The sequence below is a fragment of the Azospirillum sp. VT-I1 genome, from assembly GCF_055698305.1.
Map to the genome: position 1 here is coordinate 334,215 of NZ_CP168804.1, position 21,074 is coordinate 355,288.

The window sequence follows — 21,074 nt, forward strand, 5'->3', positions numbered from 1 at the left end:
AACCGGTGGCTCTCAGCGAGCCAGGAAGCCGGTCGAAATCCAGGGGATGGCGGCGACGATCACCAGCCCGACCAGCAGCGCGCCGACATAGCCCCAGATGTGCTTCAGGCCTTCGTCGGGATTCACCTTGCTGATGGCGCAGGCGCCGTAATAGCCGACGCCGAAGGGCGGCGCGAACAGGCCGATGCCCATGGCGAAGATGACGACCATCGCGTAATGCACCTCGTGCACCCCGGCGGCGCGGGCGATGGGGAACAGCAGCGGGCCGAACAGGACGATGGCGGGGATGCCCTCCAGAACGCTGCCCAGGATGATGAAGGCGACGATGGAGATGGCGAGGAAGCCGTAGGCGCCGCCGGGGATGCCGGCCATGAAGCGGGCGAGGTCGGACGAGAAGCCGGACTGGGTCAGGCCCCAGGCCATCGAGGTGGCGCAGCCGACGATGAAGATGATGGCCCCGGTCAGCGACGCCGTTTCGATCAGCATCGGCTTCAGCCGGCCCCAGTCGAACTGGCGGTAGATCAGCAGCCCGACGATGGTGGAATAGGCGATGCCGATGGTCGACACCTCGGTCGCCGTCGCGATGCCCTCGACCACCGCGGCGCGGATGACGAAGGGCAGCAGGATGGCGGGCAGCGCCACCATGGCGAGCCGGGCGATCTCGCGGCCGGGGGTGCGCTTGACATGGCTCAGATCCTCGTGCCGGTAGCGCCGCCAGACGACGAAGCACAGGCAGGCGCCCAGGACCACGCCCGGCAGCATGCCGCCGGTGAAGAGTGCCGCGATCGATACGCCGGTGACGGACCCGATGGTGATCAGCACGATGCTGGGCGGGATGGTCTCGGTCTGCGCACCCGTCGCCGACAAGAGCGCCACCAGATCGCCCGGAGGGGCGCCGCGCTTCTTCATTTCAGGGAACAGCACCGGCGCGATGGCCGCCATGTCGGCGATCTTCGAGCCGGAGATGCCGGAGACCAGATACATCGCGCCGATCAGCACATAGGACAGGCCGCCGCGCACGTGGCCCAGCAGGCTGGCCAGGAACTGGATCATGGCGCGGGCCATGCCGGTCATCTCGATCAGCAGGCCGAGGAAGACGAACAGCGGTACCGCCAGCAGGATCAGGTGGCTCATCCCCTCGTCCAGCCGTCCGACCATCACCAGCAGCGGCGTGGAGGTGGTCAGCGCCAGATAGGCGAAGGTGGCGAGCGCGAAGGAGAAGGCGATGGGCACGCCGGCGAACACGTTGGCGGCGACCAGCCCGACGAAGAAGATGATGAGGTTCAACTGCCCCAGCGGCTTCAGCACCGGCCCGGCGACCCAGAAGCCGGCGACGATGGCGCCGGTCACCAGCGCCGCCGCCAGGACGGTCAGCGGCCGGGCGACGCGCAGCAGCCGGAACAGCGCCGCCACCAGCATCAGCCCAAGGCCGACCGGCAGGGCCGAGGCGCGCCAGGCGTTGGACACCTCCATCGCCGGGGTGGTGATGAACTGCTCCTCGATCGCGTAATCGACCGCGTGGTAGAGCACCAGCGCCAGGAAGGCGATGGGGGCGGTGATGGCGATGCATTCCAGCAGGCTGCGCGTCTGCGGGCGGACGCGGCTGACCAGACCGGTCATCCGCATATGCTCGCCCCGGCGCAGCGCCACCACGGCCCCCAGCATCGACAGCCAGAGGAACAGGATCGAGGCCAGCTCGTCCGACCAGACCAGCGGGGTGTGGAACAGGTAGCGGGCGACGACGCCCGCCAGCAGGACCACGATCTCGACCAGAACCAGCAGGCCCGCCGCCATCTCCACCCCGACCGAAAGGCCGTGGTCGATCTTGCGGAGCAGCGAAGAGGCACCGCCGGCACCCAGGCTGCCGGGCGCCTCCGCAAAGCCGTGGACCGGTTCGGACATGTGGGACATGACGGGGGTTCCTTCATGGGGAGCGGGACCGGGGAGGGCGGGGGGCGGCGGGTCAGGCGAGCTTGCCGACCGCCTCCTCCAGCAGGCCCCAGGCCTCGTCCCCGAAGCGGCCCTTCCACTCGCCGTAGAAGCCGCTGTCGCGCAGCTTGGCGCGGAAGCTGTCGGGCGACGGCTGGTTGAAGGCCAGCCCCTTCGATTCCAGATCGGCGCGGACCGAGGCGTTCAGCGCCTTGATGTCGCCGCGCTGGGCCATGCCGGCGTCGTTGATGGCGTTGGCGACGATGGTCTGCATCTCCGCCGGCAGGCCCTTCCAGGCGCGGCCGTTGGCGATGAACCAGAATCCGTCCCAGATGTGGTTGGACAGGGAGCAGTATTTCTGCACCTCGTACAGCTTGGCGACCTGGATGATCGGCAGCGGATTCTCCTGCGCATCGACGATCCGGGTCTGCAGCGACGAATAGACCTCGCTGAACTGCAGGCTGGCCGGGGCGGCCCCCAGCCCCTTGAACATGGCGATGCTGAGCGGGCTGACCGGCACGCGGATCTTCAGCCCGTTCATGTCGGTTGCGGTGTTGATCGCCTTGTCGCCGCTGGTCATCTGGCGGAAGCCGTTGTCCCACATCTTGTCGAAGGCATGGAGGCCGACCTTGGAGATGGCGTTGCGGACATGGGCACCCAGCTTGCCGTCCATCGCTTTCCACACCTGGTCGTAGTCGGAGAAGGCGAAGCCGACCGCGTTGATGGCGGCGACCGGAACCAGCGTGGCGATCACCAGCGCCGACGGGGTGAAGAAGGTCAGGCCGCCGCTGCGCACCTGGGACAGCATGTCGGTGTCGCCGCCGAGCTGGTTGTTCGGGAAAATCTTGACCTCGACCCGGCCGTTCGACTCCTTGGCGATCCGCTCCGCCGCCTCCTGGGCGCGGATGTTCAGCGGATGGGTCAGCGGCAGGTTGTTGCCGTATTTCAGCTCGAACTCCGCGGCGCGGGCGACGTGCGGCATGCCGATGACGGCGCCGGCTGCCCCGATGGCGGGGAGGGCCGCGGGGGCGGTGGCGAAGGCCTTCAGCATGGTGCGGCGGGTCAGACTGGTCATGTTCGATCCTCCCATAGGGTTCCGGCCGACATTGCTGCTTCCGGCCTTGCGTTTCTGAGGTGATTTGATGTCAATTGATGATTGTTGGTCGGACGGTAGGTCCAGGGCCGACAGGTGTCAAACGCGAATGATGATGGTTTTTGATGGTTTCGCCGAAGGATGATGCGGACACCAAGGGATTCCAGCGCGGGCTGCCACGGGTGGTCGACATCGCGCAGGCGGCGGGCGTGTCCACCGCCACGGTCGACCGCGTGCTGAACCACCGGCCGGGGGTGCGTGCCGCCACGGTGCAGCGGGTGCTGAAGGCCGCGGCGGAGCTGGACTATCTGCCGGAATCCGAACTGCATGCGGCGGCGGTGCAGAAGCCGATGCGGCTGTCCTTCCTGCTGCCGGCCGGCAACAACCGCTTCCTGACCGGCCTGGGGGAGATGATCCGCCGGGCCGATGCCATGCTGGCGCCGCATGGGGTGAAGGCGCAGGTGGAGTTCATCAAGAGCTTCAACCCGGAACTGCTGGCCCGCTGCCTGTTCCAGCATGGCCGCCGGGCCGACGGCGTCGCCTTTATGGCGCTGGAGCATCCGGCGGTGCGCGAGGCGGTGGACGCGCTGGCGGAGCGCAATGTGCCGGCCGTCACCCTGATCTCCGACATCCTGAACTGCCGCCGGGCCGGCTATGTCGGGCTGGACAACCGGGCGGCGGGGCGGACCGCCGGCTATCTGATCGCGCGCTTCCTGGGCAAACGGCCGGCCAAGGTGGCGATGATCGCCGGCAGCCTCAGCTACCGCGCCCATGAGGACCGCGAGATGGGGTTCCTCCATGTCCTGAAGGAGATCGCTCCCGACATCGAGGTGGTCGGCCTGCGCGAGGGCCATGACGACGAGGGCAAGAGCTATCGCCAGACCCGTATGCTGCTGGGCCTGCATCCCGACCTTGCCGGCGTCTACAACATCGGCGGCGGGGCGGAGGGCGTGGCGCGCGCGCTGAAGGAGACGCGGCGGGAGCGGGAAATCGTCTGCATCGGCCACGGCCTGACCAACGAGACGCGCGGCCTGCTGATCGACGGCACGCTTGACGCCGTCATCACCCAGGATCCGCGCAACACGCTGTCGGCCTGCGTGGCGATCTTCACCAACCTGCGGGCCGGCCGCCCGGCGATGCAGGGGGTGGAGACGCCGCGGGGCGAGGTGATCTTCCGCGAGAACCTGCCGCGGGGCATGCTGCCGGACGAGTGACGGCCGGTGGTTCAGTTTTTCGATACCATCGGTCGGCCGCGCTCCCGATATCGATCCGGGCACCGTCCGCCACCCCAGGGCAGCCAAGCAGGAGACCGACCCGATGGCCGAAACCCCCGTTGGCCGCTTCACCACCGGTTCGCCGATGCGTCATGTGATGGTGATGACCGCCACCGGCTCGGTCGGGTTGATCGCGGTGTTCGCGGTCGATCTGCTGAACCTGTTCTACATTTCACTGCTGGGCGAACGCGAACTGGCGGCGGCGGTGGGTTTCGCCGGCACCGTCCTGTTCCTGCAATCGTCGCTGTGCATTGGCCTGTCGATCGGCGCCGGAGCGCTGGTCGCCCGCGCGATAGGCGGTGGCCGGCGCGCGGAGGCGGAAAGACTGGCCGGCTCCAGCCTGATCCTTACCGCGCTGGTCGCCGCGCTGGTCGGCCTGCTGACCTTGCCGCTGCTTGGACCGGCAATGGACCTGCTGGGCGCAAAGGGAGCCACCAAGGAGCTGGCTGTCGGCTATCTGACCATCCTGTCACCGACCCTGCCGTTGCTCGGCCTCGGCATGGGCTGTTCGGCGATGCTGCGGGCGCAGGGCGATGCCCGCCGTGCCATGACCGTCACGCTCTATGCCGCGCTGTTCACCGCGGCGCTGAACCCGGTCCTGATCTTCGGCCTGCGGCTGGACCTGACCGGTGCCGCGGTGACGGTCGTGCTGTCGCGCTGCCTGCTCGCCGCTGTCGGCTGGCACGGTGTGGCGCGGGTGCACCGGCTGCTCGCAGCACCGGGTTGGGCCGGGCTGGTGAAGGATGCCAGAACCCTGGCCGGCATCGCCGGTCCGGCGGTCCTCACCAATCTCGCCACCCCGGTCGCCGGCGTTTACGTCACCACCAGCATGGCCCGTTACGGCGATGCGGCGATCGCCGGGGCGGCCATCGTCGACCGCATGGTTCCGGTCGCCTTCGGCACGATCTTCGCCCTGACCGGAGCGGTCGGCCCGATCCTGGCGCAGAATCTTGGTGCCGGCCGGCTCGACCGGGTGCGGGCGACCCTGCTGGCCAGCCTGGCGCTGATCGTCGTCTGGGTGCTTGCGGTCTGGCTGGGTCTGTTCCTTGCCCGTGATTGGGTGGTCGGCGCCTTTTCGGCCGAGGGCGTGTCGGCCGATCTGGTCCGCTTGTTCTGCACCGCTGTGGCCGGCGGGTTCCTGTTCGTCGGCTTCCTCTTCGTCGGCAACGCCGCGTTCAACAATTTGGGCTTTCCCCTGCTGGCGACCGGGTTCAACTGGGGCAGGGCGACGCTGGGAACCATGCCGTTCGTGGCGGTGGGCGGATGGCTGGGCGGTGCGCCGGGTGTGCTGATCGGGCAGGCGGCGGGATCGGTGCTATTCGGTATCGCGGCGGTCTGGGTGGCGTTTCGGGTGATCGGACGGCTCGACCCGGCCGGAGGCGGACCGGCACTGGAGGCCGTGGTGGTGCCGGCCGACATTCCATTGTCCGGCAAGGCGGTGGCCGCGCTGACCGTGCAGATCAACCGGCCGTGAGGCGGCACCGGCCTGCCTTCGCAGTCTCCTGCACCGCGGGGAAGCGGAATTGCTTCCGGACCACATCAATCGGGGGTTCTCGCACTCCGCGCAAGACCGGCGTAATGCCTGACGTCGAAGGCGATGAACTCGACTTCCGCGTCGGTCACGTCGCGCAGATGCCTGGCCGGGCTGCCGGCCCAGAGCTGGCGGGCGGGGACGCGCTTGCGCGGGGTCAGGACGGCACCGGCGGCCAGCATGGCGCCGCTTTCCACGACGGCCCCGTCCAGCACGATGGAGCCGATGCCGATCAGGCAGCCGTCGGCCAGCGTGCAGCCATGCATCCGCACGCCGTGGCCGATCACCACGTCGGCGCCGATGACGGTGGGATACTCGTTCAGCATGACATGGATGATGGTGCCGTCCTGGATGTTGGTGCGCGGCCCCACCGTGATGCTGTGGTCGTCGCCGCGCAGGACGCAGCCGTACCAGACGCTGGCCTCCGCTCCGATGGTGACGTCGCCCACCACCACCGCGCCGGGGGCGATGAAGGCGTCGGTGGCGATGCGCGGCCATACCCCCTTGAAGGGCCGGATGATGGCGCCGGGATGGCGGGCCGGCAGAGCCTCGCCGGTTTCAAAAGGCGTTTCGGATGCGCTCTCGGAGGTCATTGCTTCTTTCCTTTTTTACAACCGTCAGGAGGCGAGCCGTTCCTCCCCCGCCTCCGCCTTTGGGCCTTCGGCCGGATCGGCCACCACCCCGGCGGCAATCAGCCGGTCGATCTCCGCCCGACTATAGCCCAGTTCGGCCAGCAGCGCCGCGCTCTGCGCGCCGACCGGCGGCAGCGCCATACGCGGCTCCAGCCGGCGGCCGTCCAGCGTCAGCGGCAGCAGCGGCACGCGCGTCTCTCCGCCCGTCTCGGTGGTGATGGCGGCGAGGCCGCCGCTCTGGTTCAGATGGGGATCGTCGAACAGCTCCTCCGGCCGGTTGATCGGGGCATAGGGCAGGCCGTTGCGCTCGAAAAGCTCGGCGATCTCGGCCTTGCTGTAGGCGGCGAGGCGGCGGCGGATTTCCGGCAGCATCCAGTCGCGGGCCTGGCAGCGCTTGGTGTTGCCGTCCAGCCTGGGGTCGGCCAGAAGGTCGTCGAAGCCGAAGGCGGTGCAGAAGGTCCGCCACTGCACGTCGCTGACCGCGCCCAGGAAGATCTGCTCGCCGTCCTTGACCTCGAAGGTGTCGTAGATGCTGAAGGCGGCGATGCGCTCGGGGAAGGGGGCGGGGCCTCGCCGGTCACGGCGAACTGCTGCATGTGCTGGGCCGACAGCAGGACGCAGGTCTCATACAGGCCGGACTGGATGTCCTGGCCGCGGCCGGTGGCGTCGCGGGTGCGCAGAGCCGCCATAATGCCGATTACCCCGAACATGCCGCCCATGATGTCGTTGACCGAACTGCCGGCGCGCAGCGGCCGGCCGGTCGGACCGGTCATGTAGGCAAGCCCGGCCATCATCTGCACCACCTCGTCCAGCGCCGTGCGCTTCTCGTAGGGGCCGGGCAGGAAGCCCTTCAGCGACAGGTTGATGATGCGCGGCTTGCGCGCGGCGATGCTGGCGTAATCGAGACCGTAGCGCGCCATTAGGCCGGGGCGGAAATTCTCCAGCACCACGTCGGCGGTGTCGACCAGCCGGTGGACGGCGGCCAGCCCGTCGGGGCTGTTCAGGTCGACGGCCAGCGACTTCTTGTTGCGGTTGAAGGTGCGAAAGAAGCCGGCGGCGGCCCCCGGCAGGGCGCGGGTCTTGTCGCCCGTCACCGGTTCCACCTTGATAACGTCGGCGCCGAGGTCGCCCAGGATCATGCCGCAGGTCGGTCCCATCACCATGTGGGAGAATTCGACGACGCGGATTCCGGCCAGCGGCAGGTTGGGGGCGGTGGCGTCAGGCATGGACGGGGCTCCGGTGAAAAGGGCCTTGGACGAAATGCTTGGGCAGGCCGGCGGCGGCGATCTTGCCGTGCAGCGTCTGGCCGGGAAGAAGGGTGGCGAGCAGGCGTTGCGCCTCGATCAGGGCGTCCAGGTCGATGCCGGTGTCGAAGCCCATCGACTCCAGCATGAAGACCAGGTCCTCCGTCGCGACGTTGCCGCTGGCGCCGGGGGCGTGCGGGCAGCCGCCCAGCCCGCCGAGCGAGGCGTCGAACTCGCGGATGCCGATGTCCAGCACGGTAAGGCAGTTGGCGAGGCCGAGGCCGCGGGTGTCGTGGAAATGGGCGCTCCGCAGCCGGTCGCCGGCGATCTCCTTCACCCGCCTGTAGAGGCGGCGGACCTGCGCCGGGTCGGCATAGCCGACGGTGTCGGCGAGCGCCACGCGGTCGGCCCCGGCCTCCAGGCAGGCTTCGGCGAGGCGGACCACGTCGTCCTCCGACACCTCGCCCTGGATGGTGCAGCCGAAGGCGGTGGAGATGCCGGCGTCGATGCGGGTCCTGTGGCCGCCCTCCTGAATGCTCTCGTCACGGGCGCGGCAGACGCTGGCCAGTTCCGCCACCGACTCCTCGCGGGTCTTGCGGATGTTGGCGCGGCTGTGCGCCTCGCTGGCCGACAGCGGCAGGACGATGACGTCGGAGCCGGCGGCGAGTGCCGCCGTGGCACCCTTCAGGTTGGGGGCCAGGGTGTGGACGATGACGCCGGGCAGCTTGCGGGCGCCGGCCACCACATCGGCCGCGTCGGCCATCTGGGGCAGCAGCCTGGGCGGAACGAAGGAGGCGGCTTCGAAGCGGCGGACGCCGGCGCGGTGCTCGGCCTCCAGCCAGCGCAGCTTGTCGGCGGTGGGCACCACGCGGTCGAGAATCTGGAGCCCGTCGCGCAGGCCGACCTCGACGATGGTTACGGAGTCTTTGGTCAAGGCAAGGGTCCTCCGTTCGGATGCGCCGGGAGAGGGCGCATCCGGTGGAAACGGGAAGGGAGGGATCGGGACGTGTTAAGGGGCGGTCAGATGCCGAAGCCTGCAGCCTGCGGCAGCCAGAGCGACAGCGACGGGACCAGCCAGGTCACGAACAGGCCCGCCATCATCAGCAGCACATAGGGCAGGGCGCCGCGCGTGACCTCGGCAAGGGACGATGTTGTGATGCCCTTGATGACGAACAGGTTCATGCCGACCGGCGGGGTGATCAGCGCCAGCTCCAGGTTGATCATCAGCATCACGCCGTACCAGATCGGATCGATGCCCAGCGCCGTCATCACCGGCAGGATGATGGGGGTGGTGATCAGGATGATGGCGATGGTCTCCAGGAACATGCCCAGGATGAAGATCGCCAGCATCACCGCCAGGATGAAGCCACCCTGCGACAGGCCCAGCGCCGTCACCGTCTCCATGATCTGGGCCGGCAGGCGGATGATGGTGATGGCGTGGCCGAACATGCCGGCGGCGGCGATGATCATGAACAGCATCACGCTGGTCCGCATCGTCTGCACGCCGCAATCCAGCAGGTCCGCGAAGGAGACATTGCGGTAGACCAGCAGCGCCACCGCCAGCGCATAGACCGCGCCGACCGCCGCCGCCTCGCCCGGCGTGAAGACGCCGAGATAGATGCCGCCCAGGATCAGCGGCGGCATCAGGACCGCCCAGACCGACTTGCGGAAGGCGCCGGCGACGGCGCCGAAACCGGGCCAGGGCTGCGACTGGACGCTGTCCTGCCGCTTGGCTTGGAGCCAGCTGTAGCCGGCAAACAGAACCGCCATCATCAGGCCCGGGATGATCCCGGCCAGGAACAGGGCGCCGATGGAGGCGTCGGTGACGATGGCGTAGAGGATCATCGGCCCCGACGGCGGGATCAGGATGCCCAGCGTGCCGCCGGCGGCGATCAGCCCGTAGGTGTCGCGCTGGCGGTAGCCGTAGCGCTTCATCTGCGGGATGGAGATCGAGCCGATGGTCAGCGCCGTCGCCACCGACGAGCCGGAGATGGTCGAGAAGATGGTGCAGGACAGAATGGTGGCGAAGCTGAGCCCGCCCTTGATGTGCCCGACCAGCGTGTTCGACATCTCATAGAGATCGTCGACCACCTTGGCCTTGATCATGATGTGGGCCATCAGGGCGAACATCGGGATGGTGGCGAGCAGCGGGTTGTTCAGGCTGGAGAACACCGCGTCGGCCATGCTGTCGATGCTGCCCTCGAACAGGGCCAGCACGGCAAGCGAGGTGAGGGAGAGTGCCGCGAAGATCGGCATGCCGCTGAACAGAAGGAGCAGCAGCAGTCCCAGGATCAGGAACGTCATCAGTGGCCTCCCCTCATCTCATCCGTACTGTCGCCCGCCAGGGCGGAGAGCAGCTTGGCGAAGGCGACGATTCCCAGCAGGGCGGCGCCGATGGGAAGCGTGGCCTGCGGGATCCACAGCGGCAGCTCCAGCTGGCCCGGCGAGAAGGCGTCGAAATCGTAGGAGAACATGGCGGTGTGCCAGCCGGTGCGGGCCAGCAGCACGGCGAAGACGAGCACCGCCAGATTGGCCCAGGCATCCAGCCAGCGCCGGCCGCGCGGACCGACGAAGCCCATGATCAGATCGATCCGGATATGGTGGCCGGTGCGCAGCGCCTCCGCCGCGCCCGCCATCACCATGGCGACGACCATGAAGCCGCAGGCCTCGTCCACCCCCTCCAGCGGGTGTCCTGCGACATAGCGGGCGAAAACGCCGGCGGTGGTCAGAGCCAGAACGACGACGATCAGCAGGATGCTGAGGGCTCCGCCGATGCGCGACAGGACCGATGCGGTACCGGCCAGCAGGCGCAAGGCGCCCTTTCCACTGACGGAGGCGATGGAGTCGGGGGTGGACATGCTGCTCATGGCCGGCCCTCCCTCACTGGAGCTTTTGGACGAGTTCCAGAAGCTTGCGGCCGTCGGCGCCGGTTTCGTCGGCGAAGCCCTCGGCGAACGCCGGAGCCATGGCGGCCTTGAAGGCGGCATTCTCCTCCGGGGTCGCGACATGCACCTTGACGCCCTTCGATTCCAAATCCGCCGGGGCGCTGGCCGCGGCCTCCTGCGAGGCTTCGATCGCCCAGCCGGCGGCGAGGTCGCCGGCCTTCTTCAGGGCCGCCTTGTCCTTGTCGGTCAGCTTGTTGTACCATCCGGGATTGACGTAGCCGTGCAGATAGGCGGCCAGCGCCGGCACCACGGTCATGTGGTCCTGCACCTCGTAATATTTGCGCGACCAGGCGGCGGCGACGTCGGTGATGGCGGAGTCGATGACGCCGGTCGCCAGCGCCTGATAGACCTCGCTGCCGGGGATCGCCACCGGGGTAGCACCCATCGCCTTCAGCCCGCGGTCGAAGGCGGGGCCGATGCCGCGCATCTTCTGGCCCTGGAAATCGGCCGGCTTCAGCAGGGGCTTGCCCTTGGAGGTGAAGACGCTGGTGTTGGTCTGGAACATCCAGACGACGTTCCTCACGCCCTTCTTCAACAGCCGCTCCTCGAGGAAGGCGGCGGCTTCGGAGTCCGGCCATTTCTTCCACGCCTCGATCGAGGACATGGTGTAGGGACCGACCGTGACGTTCATCAGCGGCAGGGTCTTGCCCCACTGGAAATTCAGCGAGAAGGCACATTCGATGTCGCCCTTGGCGACGGCGAGGATGTTCTCGTTGGCCTTGATCAGGCTGTCGGCGCCGAATACCTGGACGTCCAGGTTGCCCTCGGACAGCGTCTTCACCTCCGCCGCCCAGCGCTCGACGACCTTGGCGATGTGGTGGGACGGCGGCAGCTGATGGCTGCAGCGCATCCGCGTCGCCGCCTCCGCGTCCGTCGGCAACGCCGTCAGCGCCGTGACGGCAGCGGCGGCGAACAGAGCCAGCGCCGGCTTCGCGTGGGCAAGATCCTGGGTGGACGTCTTGGTGGGCGTCATGTCCTGCACCTCCCGTTGGTGGTTCGTTGCGACGTTCCGGCGCGTGGGCAGGCAGGGCCGGAAGCCGGGCCCATTCAACTGCGGGCCTTCGGATTGTTTGCCTGCAAAGCAGAACAGCACGGGGAGGCGATGTCGTAAAATACAAAGAAGAGAAGCGAGCTATCTGGTTTCCAGATAGGTTTCCCGCAGCCGGCCCGGCCATCGGCCGCTCGCCTGGGCGTCGCGCACCACGTCGATCATCAGCCGCCGCGCCTCCACCACGGCGCGCGACGCGGTCTTCATGCGCGAGGCGACCAGATACAAGGTGCGTCCCATCGTCGGATTCACCACCGGCCGGGCGACCAGCTCGCCGCGGGCGATCTCGTCGCCGGCCAGCGCCGCCGACTGGATGGTCACGCCCAGCCCGGCGCTGACCGCCCGCTTCAGCGGGATGGCCGATTCGATCTCCATATGGACCTTGGCGGCGATGGCATTGCGCACCTCGGCGTCGCTGGCCAGCGCCTGCAGCACGGCGGTGCGGCCGGGCATGATCAGCGGCAGGCGCAACGCGTCGGTCAGATCGATCGGACCGCCGTCGCCGAGCATCGCGCGGGTGCCGAGGCAGACCAGCTCCTCGTCCAGCAGCGGCACGGCCTCCAGCCGGTCGTCGTTGGGAGGCAACAAGGTCAGGGCGAGGTCGGCTTGGCCGGACAGCATCCACTGATGCATGATCTCGCTGTGCGCCTCGATCACGCGCAGTTTCACCTCGGTCAGGGTGGCGGCGACGCGCTGGATGAAGGACAGGCCGATCGCCTCCATCGCGGTGTAGTTGAAGCCGACCATCACCGGCCCGACCACCGTTCGGGTCAAGGACTGAACATCCAGTTCCGCCTGTTCCAACGCGTGCAGAACGCCTCGTGCATGGGCGTAGAGCCGCTCGCCCGCCTCGGTCCGGCTGACGCCGCGCGGCTGACGGACCAGAAGCTGGACGCCCAGATCGTCCTCCAGCATCGCCACATGCTGGCTGAGCGCCGATTGGGCCACGCTCAGAAACTCGCTGGCCTTGGAAAAGCTGCCGAGTTCGCAGACGGCGACAAAGTAACGGAGGCGTCGGAAGTCGAGTTTGTTCGCCATCGGTCCCTGATCCATGCGCGCATCGGCGGAATGGAATTCATCATCGGGCATCGACGCGGTGGGAACCATCTCTATGCCCGCTGCGCCGACGTCCCGCACCGCAAGCCGGATTTATGCGACAACGCTTCGACAAGCATGTCCGATCCGGGGAGCATCGTGGGTGGTGTTACCGATGCTCTCGAATCATTCCTGCTACTTACGCCGTCGTGTCAATCGACGCAGCACACGCGATACGTCGTCAACGGCGTAGGGCTTGTGCAGCAGCTCGAAGCCGTGCCGCCCCTCTTCGGCCAGGACATGGCTGTAGCCGGAGGTCAGCACCACCGGAAGGCCCGGAAAGCGCTGCCGGATCTCCCTTCCCAGTTCGATGCCGCTCATCCCGGGCATGACCACGTCCGAGAACACCAGGTCGAACCGGGCAGCATCCTCTTCAAGAAGCGTGAGAGCCTCCCGCGCATTCGCCGCCCAGCTGGTCTCGTAGCCGAGGTCCTGGAGAAGCTGGGTCGAGAAGCGGCCCACCTCGATGTTGTCCTCGACAACCAGCACCCGCCGCCCGCCGCCGTCCTCGTCCTGACCTGGACCTCGACCGGGATCCGAGGCACCGCCCGTGTCCACCTCCCGCTCGACCATCGGCAGGTAGAGGGTGAAGGTCGCGCCTTTCCCAACCTCGCTCGCGACGGCGACATCGCCCCCGGACTGCTTGGCAAAGCCGTAGACCTGGCTCAGGCCCAGGCCCGTGCCCTTGCCGATTTCCTTTGTGGTGAAGAACGGTTCGAAAATCTGGCCGAGCTGATCCGCGGGGATGCCCGAGCCGGTATCGCTGATGGACACCGCCACGAACTTACCGGCTCCGCCCGCATGCCCGCGGATCGGCGGCATCTGCGCCTGGGGATTGACATGCACCCTCAGAGTGCCCTCGCCATTCATGGCGTCACGGGCGTTCACCACCATGTTCACGACAGCCGTCTCGAACTGGACCACATCCGCCTCGGCGAAGCACCGATGGCATGCGGCGTCGATCACGATCTGGATGCGGCCCCCGACGATGGTGCGCAGCATGTCTGTGATCGCCTGGATCCGCTCAGGCACATCGAAGACCTCCGGTTTGAGCGCCTGCCGTCGGGCAAAGGCCAGCAGCTGTCCCGTAAGCTTGGCGGCACGATCAACGGTGTCGGTGATCGCGTCGATGTAGCGGCGGCGGCGCTCCTCCGCGAGATTGGGCCGGCGCAGGAACTCGACCGACGAACGGATGATGGTGAGCAGGTTGTTGAAGTCGTGAGCGACGCCGCCCGTGAGCTGCCCCACCGCCTCCAGCTTCTGCGACTGGCGCAGGGCAGCCTCGGTCTTTTCACGCTCGGCGACCGCAAGAAGGACGCGAGTTTCCAATTCCTCGTTGAGGCCGCGCAGGGCAGCCTCGGCCTCGCGACGGTCGGTGACGTCGAGAACGAACTCCACCACTTCGTCGCCGACCTTGCGCGGTGCGAACAGCCCCCACCAGCGCGAGCCGTCCTTGCGGAAGTACTGCTTCTCATAAGGCGTGGCCTCGCCCCTCGTCATCACCTGCTCGACCGCCCGCCAGGACTCCGGGAAAAACTCCTCAGGCGTGATCTCCTGCCAAGTCTTGCCGAGCGCCTCCTCGCGGCTGAAGCCGGTCATCGCCAGGAATGCGTCGTTCACCTCGGTGAGCCTGAAGCCCGGTCCCCAGAACAGCACTCCGACCGTGCTGATCTCCATGGCCGTCCTGAGGCGTTCCTCGCTGCGGCGCAGCGCCTCCTCGGCGCGCACACGCTCGCTGATGTCGCGGTAGAAGGCGGCCACTCCGCCGGGCACCGGATAGATGCGCAGCGCCAGCCAGAGGTCATGTCCGGTAGCCGCATCCCGGTAGTAATGGTTCAGCTCCACAGGGACGCGCTCGTCCATTGCCCTGCGGTAGGCCGCCTCGACCGGGGTCCCCACCGAGGCGGGGAACAACTCCCGGTGAGTTTTCCCGAGGATCTCGCTCTCCGGTCGCCCATCGATCCGCAGGCCTTCGGCATTGATCTCGGTGACGCGGTATTCCTCGTCGAGAACAAGGAAACCCTCGCTCATTGCCGCCAGCACGCTGCAGTATCTTGCGTTGCTGGCCTCAATGGCGGCCCGGGCCAGATGAACCTCGGTGACATCGTGACCCTCGCAGAAGATCCCGGTGACGCGACCAGCCTCGTCCCGCACAGGCTCGTAGATGAAGTCGAGGAAGCGCTCCTCCGCCATCGCGCCCGGCGAGCGCCGGAGACGGATCGGCAGGTGATGAGCGGCAAAGCGCTTGCCGCTGGTGTAAACTTGGTCGAGCCGCTCGAAGAAGCCTTGCCCGTCCAGTTCGGGGAAGACCTCGCGCACGGTCCTGCCGACGAAGTCACGATCACCGAACAGGTGCCTGTAAGCCTGGTTGACGAACTCGAAGGTATGATCCGGCTGAGCCAGCACCGCCACAAAGCCCGGCGCCTGCTCGAACAGCCGTCGCTGACGCTCGGTCTCGGCTGCAAGCCGCCGCTCGGCCATGATCTGACCCGTGATTTCGTTGCAGGGGCAGAAGAAGCCGGTGATGGCCCCCGCCTCGTCGCGCACCGGCGTGTAGGAGAAGGCGAAGTGTGCCTCCTCCAGATAACCGCGGCGCTCCATCATGAGGGTGATGTCGTCCATGTGGACGGGCTCACCACTGTAGGCCTGCTCGACAATAGGCAGAAGGTCGGCCCGGATTTCATGCCAGACCTCCAGAAAGTCGCGGCCCAGGGCAGCCGGATGCTTCCCCGCGAGGATCTCGGCGTAGGCATCGTTGTAGAGCAACTTGCGGTCCGAACCCCAGGTGACGAACATCGGCTGGATGGAACCCAGCATGACCGCAACCAGGGTCTTGAGGCTGGAGGGCCAACCGGCAGGCTCTCCGAGCGGCGTCGCCGCCCAGTCATGGGCACGGATGAGCGTCGCCATCTCGCCCCCACCAGAGAGGAAGTCCAGTTTGCGGTTCGGTCCAAGGCTGCCGTGCATCGCGTCCGATCTCGTTGGTGCGCCGGATTGTGGGCCGGTATGGCCCAACTCAAGCTGAGCCAGGCAAGATGTCATTCCCGGTTCATGGAAGAAGGCGTGAAATGGGGAACTGAGCTGGGACTGTAAAGACGCCGTGCGAACGTCGGTTCCATCCTGTTCCGCCGCTGCCGGCGTCTCTAGAGGAAGCCTGAGGCCTTAGAATCCAGTGCATTGTCGAGATCCAGCGGCCGCAGCCCCTCGGAAACTGGCCAAGGGTCGTTTTTGGCGCTGATGGCGCAGAGCGGGTGTTCTCTATGGGCTGCCGTGGCCATGCTTGTAACAAATGAAGTGACAAAATGGGTATGCCATGTGCTGGTGTCACAGTTGAGTTTTGGCACTATAGGTATGCATACTGCTCGGCTACGCTCGCGTCTCCACACAAGATCAGCAGCTTGAACCGCAAATCCACGCCTTAAAGGCCGACGGTGTTAATGTAGATAGGATCTATACTGACAAGATTACTGGGGCAAACTCAGACCGTCCAGGGTTGGTGGCTGTGTTGAAAGCCCTGCGCGAAGGAGACACGCTCGTAGTCGTCAAGCTGGATCGCCTGGCCCGCTCGATGAAGCACCTGATCGAACTGGGGGAGGCAATCCAAGGAAAGGGAGCGGCACTGCGCGTGCTGGATGCCGGCATCGACACGGGGACTCCAGTCGGCCGGCTCACGTTCCATATGATCGGTGCATTGGCCGAGTTCTAGCCCGCACTTATCCGCAAGCGCACGCAGGCCGGTTTACGGGCCGCTCGCGAACGGGGGCGGCGCGGTGGGCGTAAAAAGAAACTAGAAGGCAAGACACTCGACCTCGTGCGGGCGCGATGGAGCAATCCTGAATTCACCGTTGAAGATATTGCCGAACAGGTGAAGGTGCCGAGGCGGACATTATTCGGTGAACTTGGAGCACGGCCCATCCAAGCTCCTCTGTCGTAAAGAGGCACCGCCGGCGCCACCTCGTCCATCAGCCCGCCAGCCGACGCGATTTCGCGGATCAGGCTGGCAGCCCCCTCGGCGCCCGGCCTTAGTCAGGATGAACCCATCACCGACAGGCTCCCGGTTCAGCCGGCTGCCGGGGAAACGCTGCCGAGGTCGCGCGCGCGGGCAGCAGCAGCAGCAACGGTCGCAGAGACAAGCGCCTCCATCCGGCCGTCGCGCATCAGCACCGATAGGCCGGCCTGCGTGGTCCCGCCCGGTGAGGTGACGTTGCTGCGGAGTTCCGCTGCCGGGAGGCCGGTCTGGCGCAACAACTCACCGGCGCCCTCGATGGTGGCGCGCGCCAGACGCTCCGCCGTTTCCGGCGGCAGGCCGGCTTCGATGCCCGCCCGGGTCAAGCATTCCACCAGATAGAACACATAGGCTGGGCCGGAGCCGGACACCGCGGTCGCCGCGTCCATCAGAGTCTCGTCGGCCAGCCACTCCAGTTCACCGACCGCGGATAGCAATCGGGCCGCCTGCGCAGCCTGCTCGACGCGGCAGGATGGGTCGGCGATCAGGACGGTGGCGCCACGCCCCACTGCGGCTGCAAGGTTCGGCATGGCGCGGACGAAGCCGCCAGCGGCCGGAAACAGCCGGCGCAAGTCGGCCAATGTCTTGCCGGCCATGATCGACACCACCAGGCTGTGTTCCCCCAGCCGGGCCTGCATGTCCTGCGCCGCCGCGGCGGCCAGCTGCGGCTTTACCGCGACGACAAGGACGTCCGCCAAGCCGGGTTCCGCGGGATTGAGCTGGAAGCCGGTGTCGACGGCCAGACCTTCCAGCGCCTTGTCCGGTTGCGGGTCTATCACCGTGATGGAGGCGGCCGGGATGCCTTGCGCCAGCCAGCCGCGGAGCAGGGCGCTTCCCATGCGGCCGGCACCGAGGAGGAGGATTGTGTCGCCGTTTGCGGGACTCGTGTGCATGAGTTGGTGCTCTCAATCTCAGTGGATGGCAGCGGGCGGGACCGGCTTCCGGCCATGCCCACCATGTCGAACTATCTGTCGCGCCCCGGCGGTGCTTCCTGCCGGGGTGAGCAACGCCTCGTCGGAGGGACTGCCGCAGCCGGAGGGTTTGCCAAGGATGGGGTCTTTATGCTTCAAGGATGGACAACGCAGGGTATTGCGGCTGTTGCCCTCCTGAATCCGTCGGGGCGGCATCGGCCCGACCGGCCGTCGGAGCGAGAGGGAACGGGGTTCATGAGCAAGCGTAACGGCACGGAGTTTCTGGCAGCCGATGTCCACGCGCGGCTCCGCACCAAGATCCTGTCCTTCGAGATCAAGCCCGGCACGCGTCTGGTGGAGGACGAGATCTCGGCCAGCCTGGAGGTGGGCCGCACGCCGGTGCGCGAAGCGCTGCTGCGCCTCCAGGGCGAGGGGCTGGTCAGCCGGGAGAAGGGATGGGTGGTGGAGAGCACCGATCCCTCCCACATGCAGGCCATCTTCGAAAGCCGCATCGCCATCGAAGGCTATGCCACCCGGCTCGCCGCCGCGCGGGTGACGGACGGGCATGTCCAGGAACTCAGCAGGCTGGTTGAGGAAATGGACCGCTTCGAACAGATGCCCCGCGCGCAGCTGAACCAGTTGAACCGCAGCTTCCATCGCCGCATCATCGAGCTGTCGGGCAACCAGTTCTTCGTGGATATGCATGAGAAGACCCTGTTCCACTATTGGAACATGCGTCTGCCCATCATCTTCACGAAGGAGCAGACGCATGTCGCCAACGACCAGCACAGGCTGATCCTGGGTGCGCTGGCCGAACACCGGGAAGACGCGGCCGAGGAGGCCGCGCGGCAGCATGTCCGGACCACCTACGACATCGTCAGGGATACGCTGGACGGCTTTTGAACCCGGTCGGCCAAATCCAGTCAGCGGGCCCAGTCAGCGGGCCGATTTGCGGATTTCCAGCACCACGCCGGCATCCCTGCGGGTGTCGAAATAGCAGAAGCCGGTGCCGTCGGCGCGGCGGCCGCGGGCGATGACGCCCAAGCCTTTCGCCCGGCCCTCCGCCTCGGCGGCATCGCGATCCGGCACCTCGAAGCCGAGGTGGTACACGCCTTCGCCATGCTCCTCCAGGAAGCGGCGCTGCGGCGAGTCCAGCTCGCCCGGATCGCAAAGCTGGATCTGCATGTTGGCGAGATCGACGCATTTGTAGCGCATCGCCTTGGATGCGGCTTCGTTGGGCACCTCGAACTCCAGGTACGGTCCGCCTTTCGGGTAATCGTACCAGGGGCCGACACCCAGCGATTCATAATAGGCGACCGCCTTGTCGAGATCGTGGACGACGATGCAGACGTGATGCAGCGTATTGAAAAGGGGCGACATGCCGGTCTTGGCTCCTTTGGTGAGAGTGATGTCGATTGGCGGGGGAATCACGCCCCGTGCCGCCGCAGCGGGATCGCCGGGCGGCGCAGCGCCGCCAGCAGGCCGCCGGACAGGATCAGGGCGGAACCGAGGAAGGCGGGGGCGTCGGGCAGCTCCGCGAACACGGCATAGCCGAGGATCACCGACCACACGACCTGTGAATAGGAGAAGGGCGCCAGCTGCCATGCCGGATGGCTGCGATAGGCCAGCACGATGCAGAAATGCGCGGCCGTCCAGGTCGCCGCCATGCCGGCTGCGGCAAGTGCCTGCGCGCCGTCCAGCATGGTGGCGTGGAAGGGCAGGGCGATGCTCGCCGCGGCGAGGCCGACGGTCACCGACCAGAGCAGCGTTGTCACCGGCGAATCGCCATCGCCGATGCGGCGCGTGCACAGCATTCCGATCGCCCAGAACAGCGAGGACAGGATGGGCAGCGCGACCGCTGCGGTCATTCCGTCCAGCCCCGGCCGCACCACCACCGCAACTCCGGCCAGCCCGATGCCGACCGCCCCCCAATGGGCCGCCGACACCCGGTCGCCGAACAGCAGCGCCGATAGCCCGGTCAGGATGAACGGGGACATGAACACCAGCATCGTCGCCTCGGCCAGCCCGAGATGGCGCAGCGCCGCGATCAGCAAGGTCGTCGACGCCAGCAGACAAAGGCCGCGGGTCACCTGGACATGCGGGCACACGCTGCGCAGCAGGTCCGGCCGCGCAACCACGACCGGCAGCAGCAGAATCACCGCGCCCAGGCAGCGCAGCCACGCGATCTCGACGGGATGGACGCTCTGCGCCAGCCGCTTCGCCAGCACGTCCGACAGGCTGAACAGCAGCATCGATCCGACGATCAGCCCGATACCGCAGGCAAGAGAACGGTGCTGGGGCTGCATCATGAAACCGGCTTTCCAAGGATGAGGAGTAGGGCAGGGGTCAGGCAGGCGGGCACTTCGACCGCACACGCAAGGACGGCGGCGTCACCGTCCGGTCGAACACGACGATCCAGCATCTGGATGGGATGGCCGTGCCGCGCCCGGTCCGATAGGCGTCCACCGCAAGCAGCCATTCGGCGGCATCGCGGGCGCTAAGCGTTCCGGCTGCAGCCGTGCCGTCGGCGAACAGGACCAGGCGGGGGGTCGGCTGCCGCTCCTGTCGCAGCGGCAGAGGCCCGTCCCGCACCGTCCCGCGGGCACCCGGGTAGAGGTGGGTGCCGGTGGTTTCGAGCGTGATCGTCATCCGTCCAGCGCATCGCGGACGATCCGATGCGTCGTCACGACATGCTCGCGCGCATGGCGTTCCGCCGCGCTGGCGTCACCGCAGGACAGGGCACTGAGGATCAGCCGGTGCTGTTCGTTCGTCACCATCGCCTGCTCACGCGTGAAGAGGACGGGCAGGCGCATGTTCCAGTAATGGAACTGGGTGCGTTCATGCATCTCCACGAAAAATGGATTTCCGGACAGCGCGACGATGCGCTGATGGAAGCGGCGGTTGAGCTGGTTGAGTGCGGTGCGGCTCATTGTTTCGAAGCCGTCCATCTCCTCCACCAGGGCCATCAGTTCGCGCAGGTCGGCGGGGGCGATGCGCAGCGCGGCGAGCCGTGTCGCATAGCCTTCGATGGCGACCCGGCTTTCGAACACGCGGTCGATGCTGGCGGCGTCGGTGCTCTCCACCACCCATCCCTTCTCCCGGCTGACCAGCCCTTCGCCCTGGAGGCGCAGCAGCGCCTCGCGCACCGGCGTGCGGCCCACCTCCAGGCTGGTCGAGATCTCGTCCTCCACCAGACGCGTGCCCGGCTTGATCTCGAAGGTCAGGATTTTGGTGCGGAGCCGGGCGTGGACATCGGCCGCCAGCAGCGCGGTGCCGGAGCGCTTACGCGCGGGATCCCGATCCGGGACGTCTTCGGCGGTTTTGCGGTCGATACTGTCTGGCATGACGGTGTCCTTCGATCGGCCG

The 21,074-nt window shown here is 67.2% G+C and carries 18 protein-coding genes and 1 pseudogene; 4 read left to right on the forward strand and 15 right to left on the reverse strand.

From position 1 onward, the window contains the following. Window positions 1-12: 12 nt before the first annotated feature. Together AB8P05_RS23845 and AB8P05_RS23850 are read right to left on the reverse strand one after the other, a co-directional pair. Window positions 13-1,911 (reverse strand): TRAP transporter large permease, encoded by a 1,899-nt coding sequence (locus AB8P05_RS23845; protein ID WP_472761151.1) that lies wholly within the window; start codon window positions 1,909-1,911, stop codon window positions 13-15. A 52-nt stretch (window positions 1,912-1,963) separates the two neighbouring features. Then, window positions 1,964-3,004, reverse strand: coding sequence for a TRAP transporter substrate-binding protein (locus AB8P05_RS23850; RefSeq protein ID WP_472761152.1), 1,041 nt, complete (start codon window positions 3,002-3,004; stop codon window positions 1,964-1,966). Window positions 3,005-3,147: 143 nt separating this feature from the next. Here AB8P05_RS23850 and AB8P05_RS23855 point away from each other — a divergent pair, with 143 nt between their 5' ends. Together AB8P05_RS23855 and AB8P05_RS23860 are read left to right on the forward strand one after the other, a co-directional pair. Further along, window positions 3,148-4,236 carry a LacI family DNA-binding transcriptional regulator gene (locus AB8P05_RS23855; protein ID WP_472761153.1) on the forward strand — a complete coding sequence of 363 codons (1,089 nt, stop codon included), beginning with the start codon at window positions 3,148-3,150 and terminating at the stop codon, window positions 4,234-4,236. A gap of 103 nt (window positions 4,237-4,339) precedes the next feature. After that, window positions 4,340-5,770, forward strand: coding sequence for an MATE family efflux transporter (locus AB8P05_RS23860; RefSeq protein ID WP_472761154.1), 1,431 nt, complete (start codon window positions 4,340-4,342; stop codon window positions 5,768-5,770). Window positions 5,771-5,835: 65 nt separating this feature from the next. On the opposite strand, the gene AB8P05_RS23865 is transcribed toward AB8P05_RS23860, so the two are convergent. From AB8P05_RS23865 to AB8P05_RS23900, 8 genes and pseudogenes are all read right to left on the reverse strand, one after another. Then, on the reverse strand, window positions 5,836-6,420 hold the full coding sequence (locus AB8P05_RS23865) for a gamma carbonic anhydrase family protein (RefSeq protein WP_472761155.1): 585 nt from the start codon (window positions 6,418-6,420) through the stop codon (window positions 5,836-5,838). 24 nt (window positions 6,421-6,444) lie between these two features. Further along, a pseudogene (locus AB8P05_RS23870) lies at window positions 6,445-7,685 on the reverse strand (CaiB/BaiF CoA transferase family protein). Beyond that, window positions 7,678-8,637, reverse strand: coding sequence for a hydroxymethylglutaryl-CoA lyase (locus AB8P05_RS23875; protein ID WP_472761156.1), 960 nt, complete (start codon window positions 8,635-8,637; stop codon window positions 7,678-7,680). The pseudogene AB8P05_RS23870 and the gene AB8P05_RS23875 overlap by 8 nt, the downstream one beginning before the upstream one ends. An 86-nt stretch (window positions 8,638-8,723) precedes the next feature. After that, entirely contained in the window at window positions 8,724-10,007 is a 1,284-nt protein-coding gene (locus tag AB8P05_RS23880) for a TRAP transporter large permease (protein ID WP_472761157.1), read from the reverse strand. After that, window positions 10,007-10,570 carry a TRAP transporter small permease gene (locus AB8P05_RS23885; protein ID WP_472761158.1) on the reverse strand — a complete coding sequence of 188 codons (564 nt, stop codon included), beginning with the start codon at window positions 10,568-10,570 and terminating at the stop codon, window positions 10,007-10,009. Before AB8P05_RS23885 ends, AB8P05_RS23880 begins: the two co-directional genes overlap by 1 nt. A gap of 13 nt (window positions 10,571-10,583) precedes the next feature. Beyond that, complete coding sequence (dctP, locus tag AB8P05_RS23890) at window positions 10,584-11,621, reverse strand: TRAP transporter substrate-binding protein DctP (protein ID WP_472761159.1); 1,038 nt, start codon at window positions 11,619-11,621, stop codon at window positions 10,584-10,586. Window positions 11,622-11,780: 159 nt separating this feature from the next. Then, window positions 11,781-12,734: a LysR family transcriptional regulator gene (locus AB8P05_RS23895; RefSeq protein ID WP_472761160.1), complete on the reverse strand. Its 954-nt coding sequence runs from the start codon at window positions 12,732-12,734 to the stop codon at window positions 11,781-11,783. 192 nt (window positions 12,735-12,926) lie between these two features. Beyond that, entirely contained in the window at window positions 12,927-15,758 is a 2,832-nt protein-coding gene (locus AB8P05_RS23900; RefSeq protein WP_472761161.1) for a hybrid sensor histidine kinase/response regulator, read from the reverse strand. A gap of 442 nt (window positions 15,759-16,200) precedes the next feature. Here AB8P05_RS23900 and AB8P05_RS23905 point away from each other — a divergent pair, with 442 nt between their 5' ends. Beyond that, complete coding sequence (locus AB8P05_RS23905; RefSeq protein ID WP_472761178.1) at window positions 16,201-16,497, forward strand: recombinase family protein; 297 nt, start codon at window positions 16,201-16,203, stop codon at window positions 16,495-16,497. Between the two features lie 353 nt (window positions 16,498-16,850). On the opposite strand, the gene proC is transcribed toward AB8P05_RS23905, so the two are convergent. Then, window positions 16,851-17,636 carry a pyrroline-5-carboxylate reductase gene (gene proC, locus AB8P05_RS23910; RefSeq protein ID WP_472761162.1) on the reverse strand — a complete coding sequence of 262 codons (786 nt, stop codon included), beginning with the start codon at window positions 17,634-17,636 and terminating at the stop codon, window positions 16,851-16,853. A gap of 327 nt (window positions 17,637-17,963) precedes the next feature. Between proC and AB8P05_RS23915 the strand changes: the two genes are divergently transcribed. Then, the gene (locus AB8P05_RS23915; protein WP_472761163.1) at window positions 17,964-18,611 is read left to right on the forward strand and encodes a GntR family transcriptional regulator; all 648 of its coding nucleotides are present in this window, start codon (window positions 17,964-17,966) and stop codon (window positions 18,609-18,611) included. A 33-nt stretch (window positions 18,612-18,644) separates the two neighbouring features. On the opposite strand, the gene AB8P05_RS23920 is transcribed toward AB8P05_RS23915, so the two are convergent. From AB8P05_RS23920 to AB8P05_RS23935, 4 genes are read right to left on the reverse strand one after another with little or no spacing between them, the layout of a single operon-like run. Beyond that, window positions 18,645-19,088 carry a VOC family protein gene (locus AB8P05_RS23920; protein ID WP_455174818.1) on the reverse strand — a complete coding sequence of 148 codons (444 nt, stop codon included), beginning with the start codon at window positions 19,086-19,088 and terminating at the stop codon, window positions 18,645-18,647. Window positions 19,089-19,135: 47 nt separating this feature from the next. Then, a complete protein-coding gene (locus AB8P05_RS23925; RefSeq protein ID WP_455174819.1) occupies window positions 19,136-20,017 on the reverse strand; it encodes a DMT family transporter in 882 nt (293 codons plus the stop codon). Window positions 20,018-20,054: 37 nt separating this feature from the next. Further along, window positions 20,055-20,357, reverse strand: coding sequence for a hypothetical protein (locus AB8P05_RS23930; RefSeq protein WP_472761164.1), 303 nt, complete (start codon window positions 20,355-20,357; stop codon window positions 20,055-20,057). Then, complete coding sequence (locus AB8P05_RS23935; protein WP_472761165.1) at window positions 20,354-21,052, reverse strand: GntR family transcriptional regulator; 699 nt, start codon at window positions 21,050-21,052, stop codon at window positions 20,354-20,356. Before AB8P05_RS23935 ends, AB8P05_RS23930 begins: the two co-directional genes overlap by 4 nt. Between the last annotated feature and the right edge of the window lie 22 nt (window positions 21,053-21,074).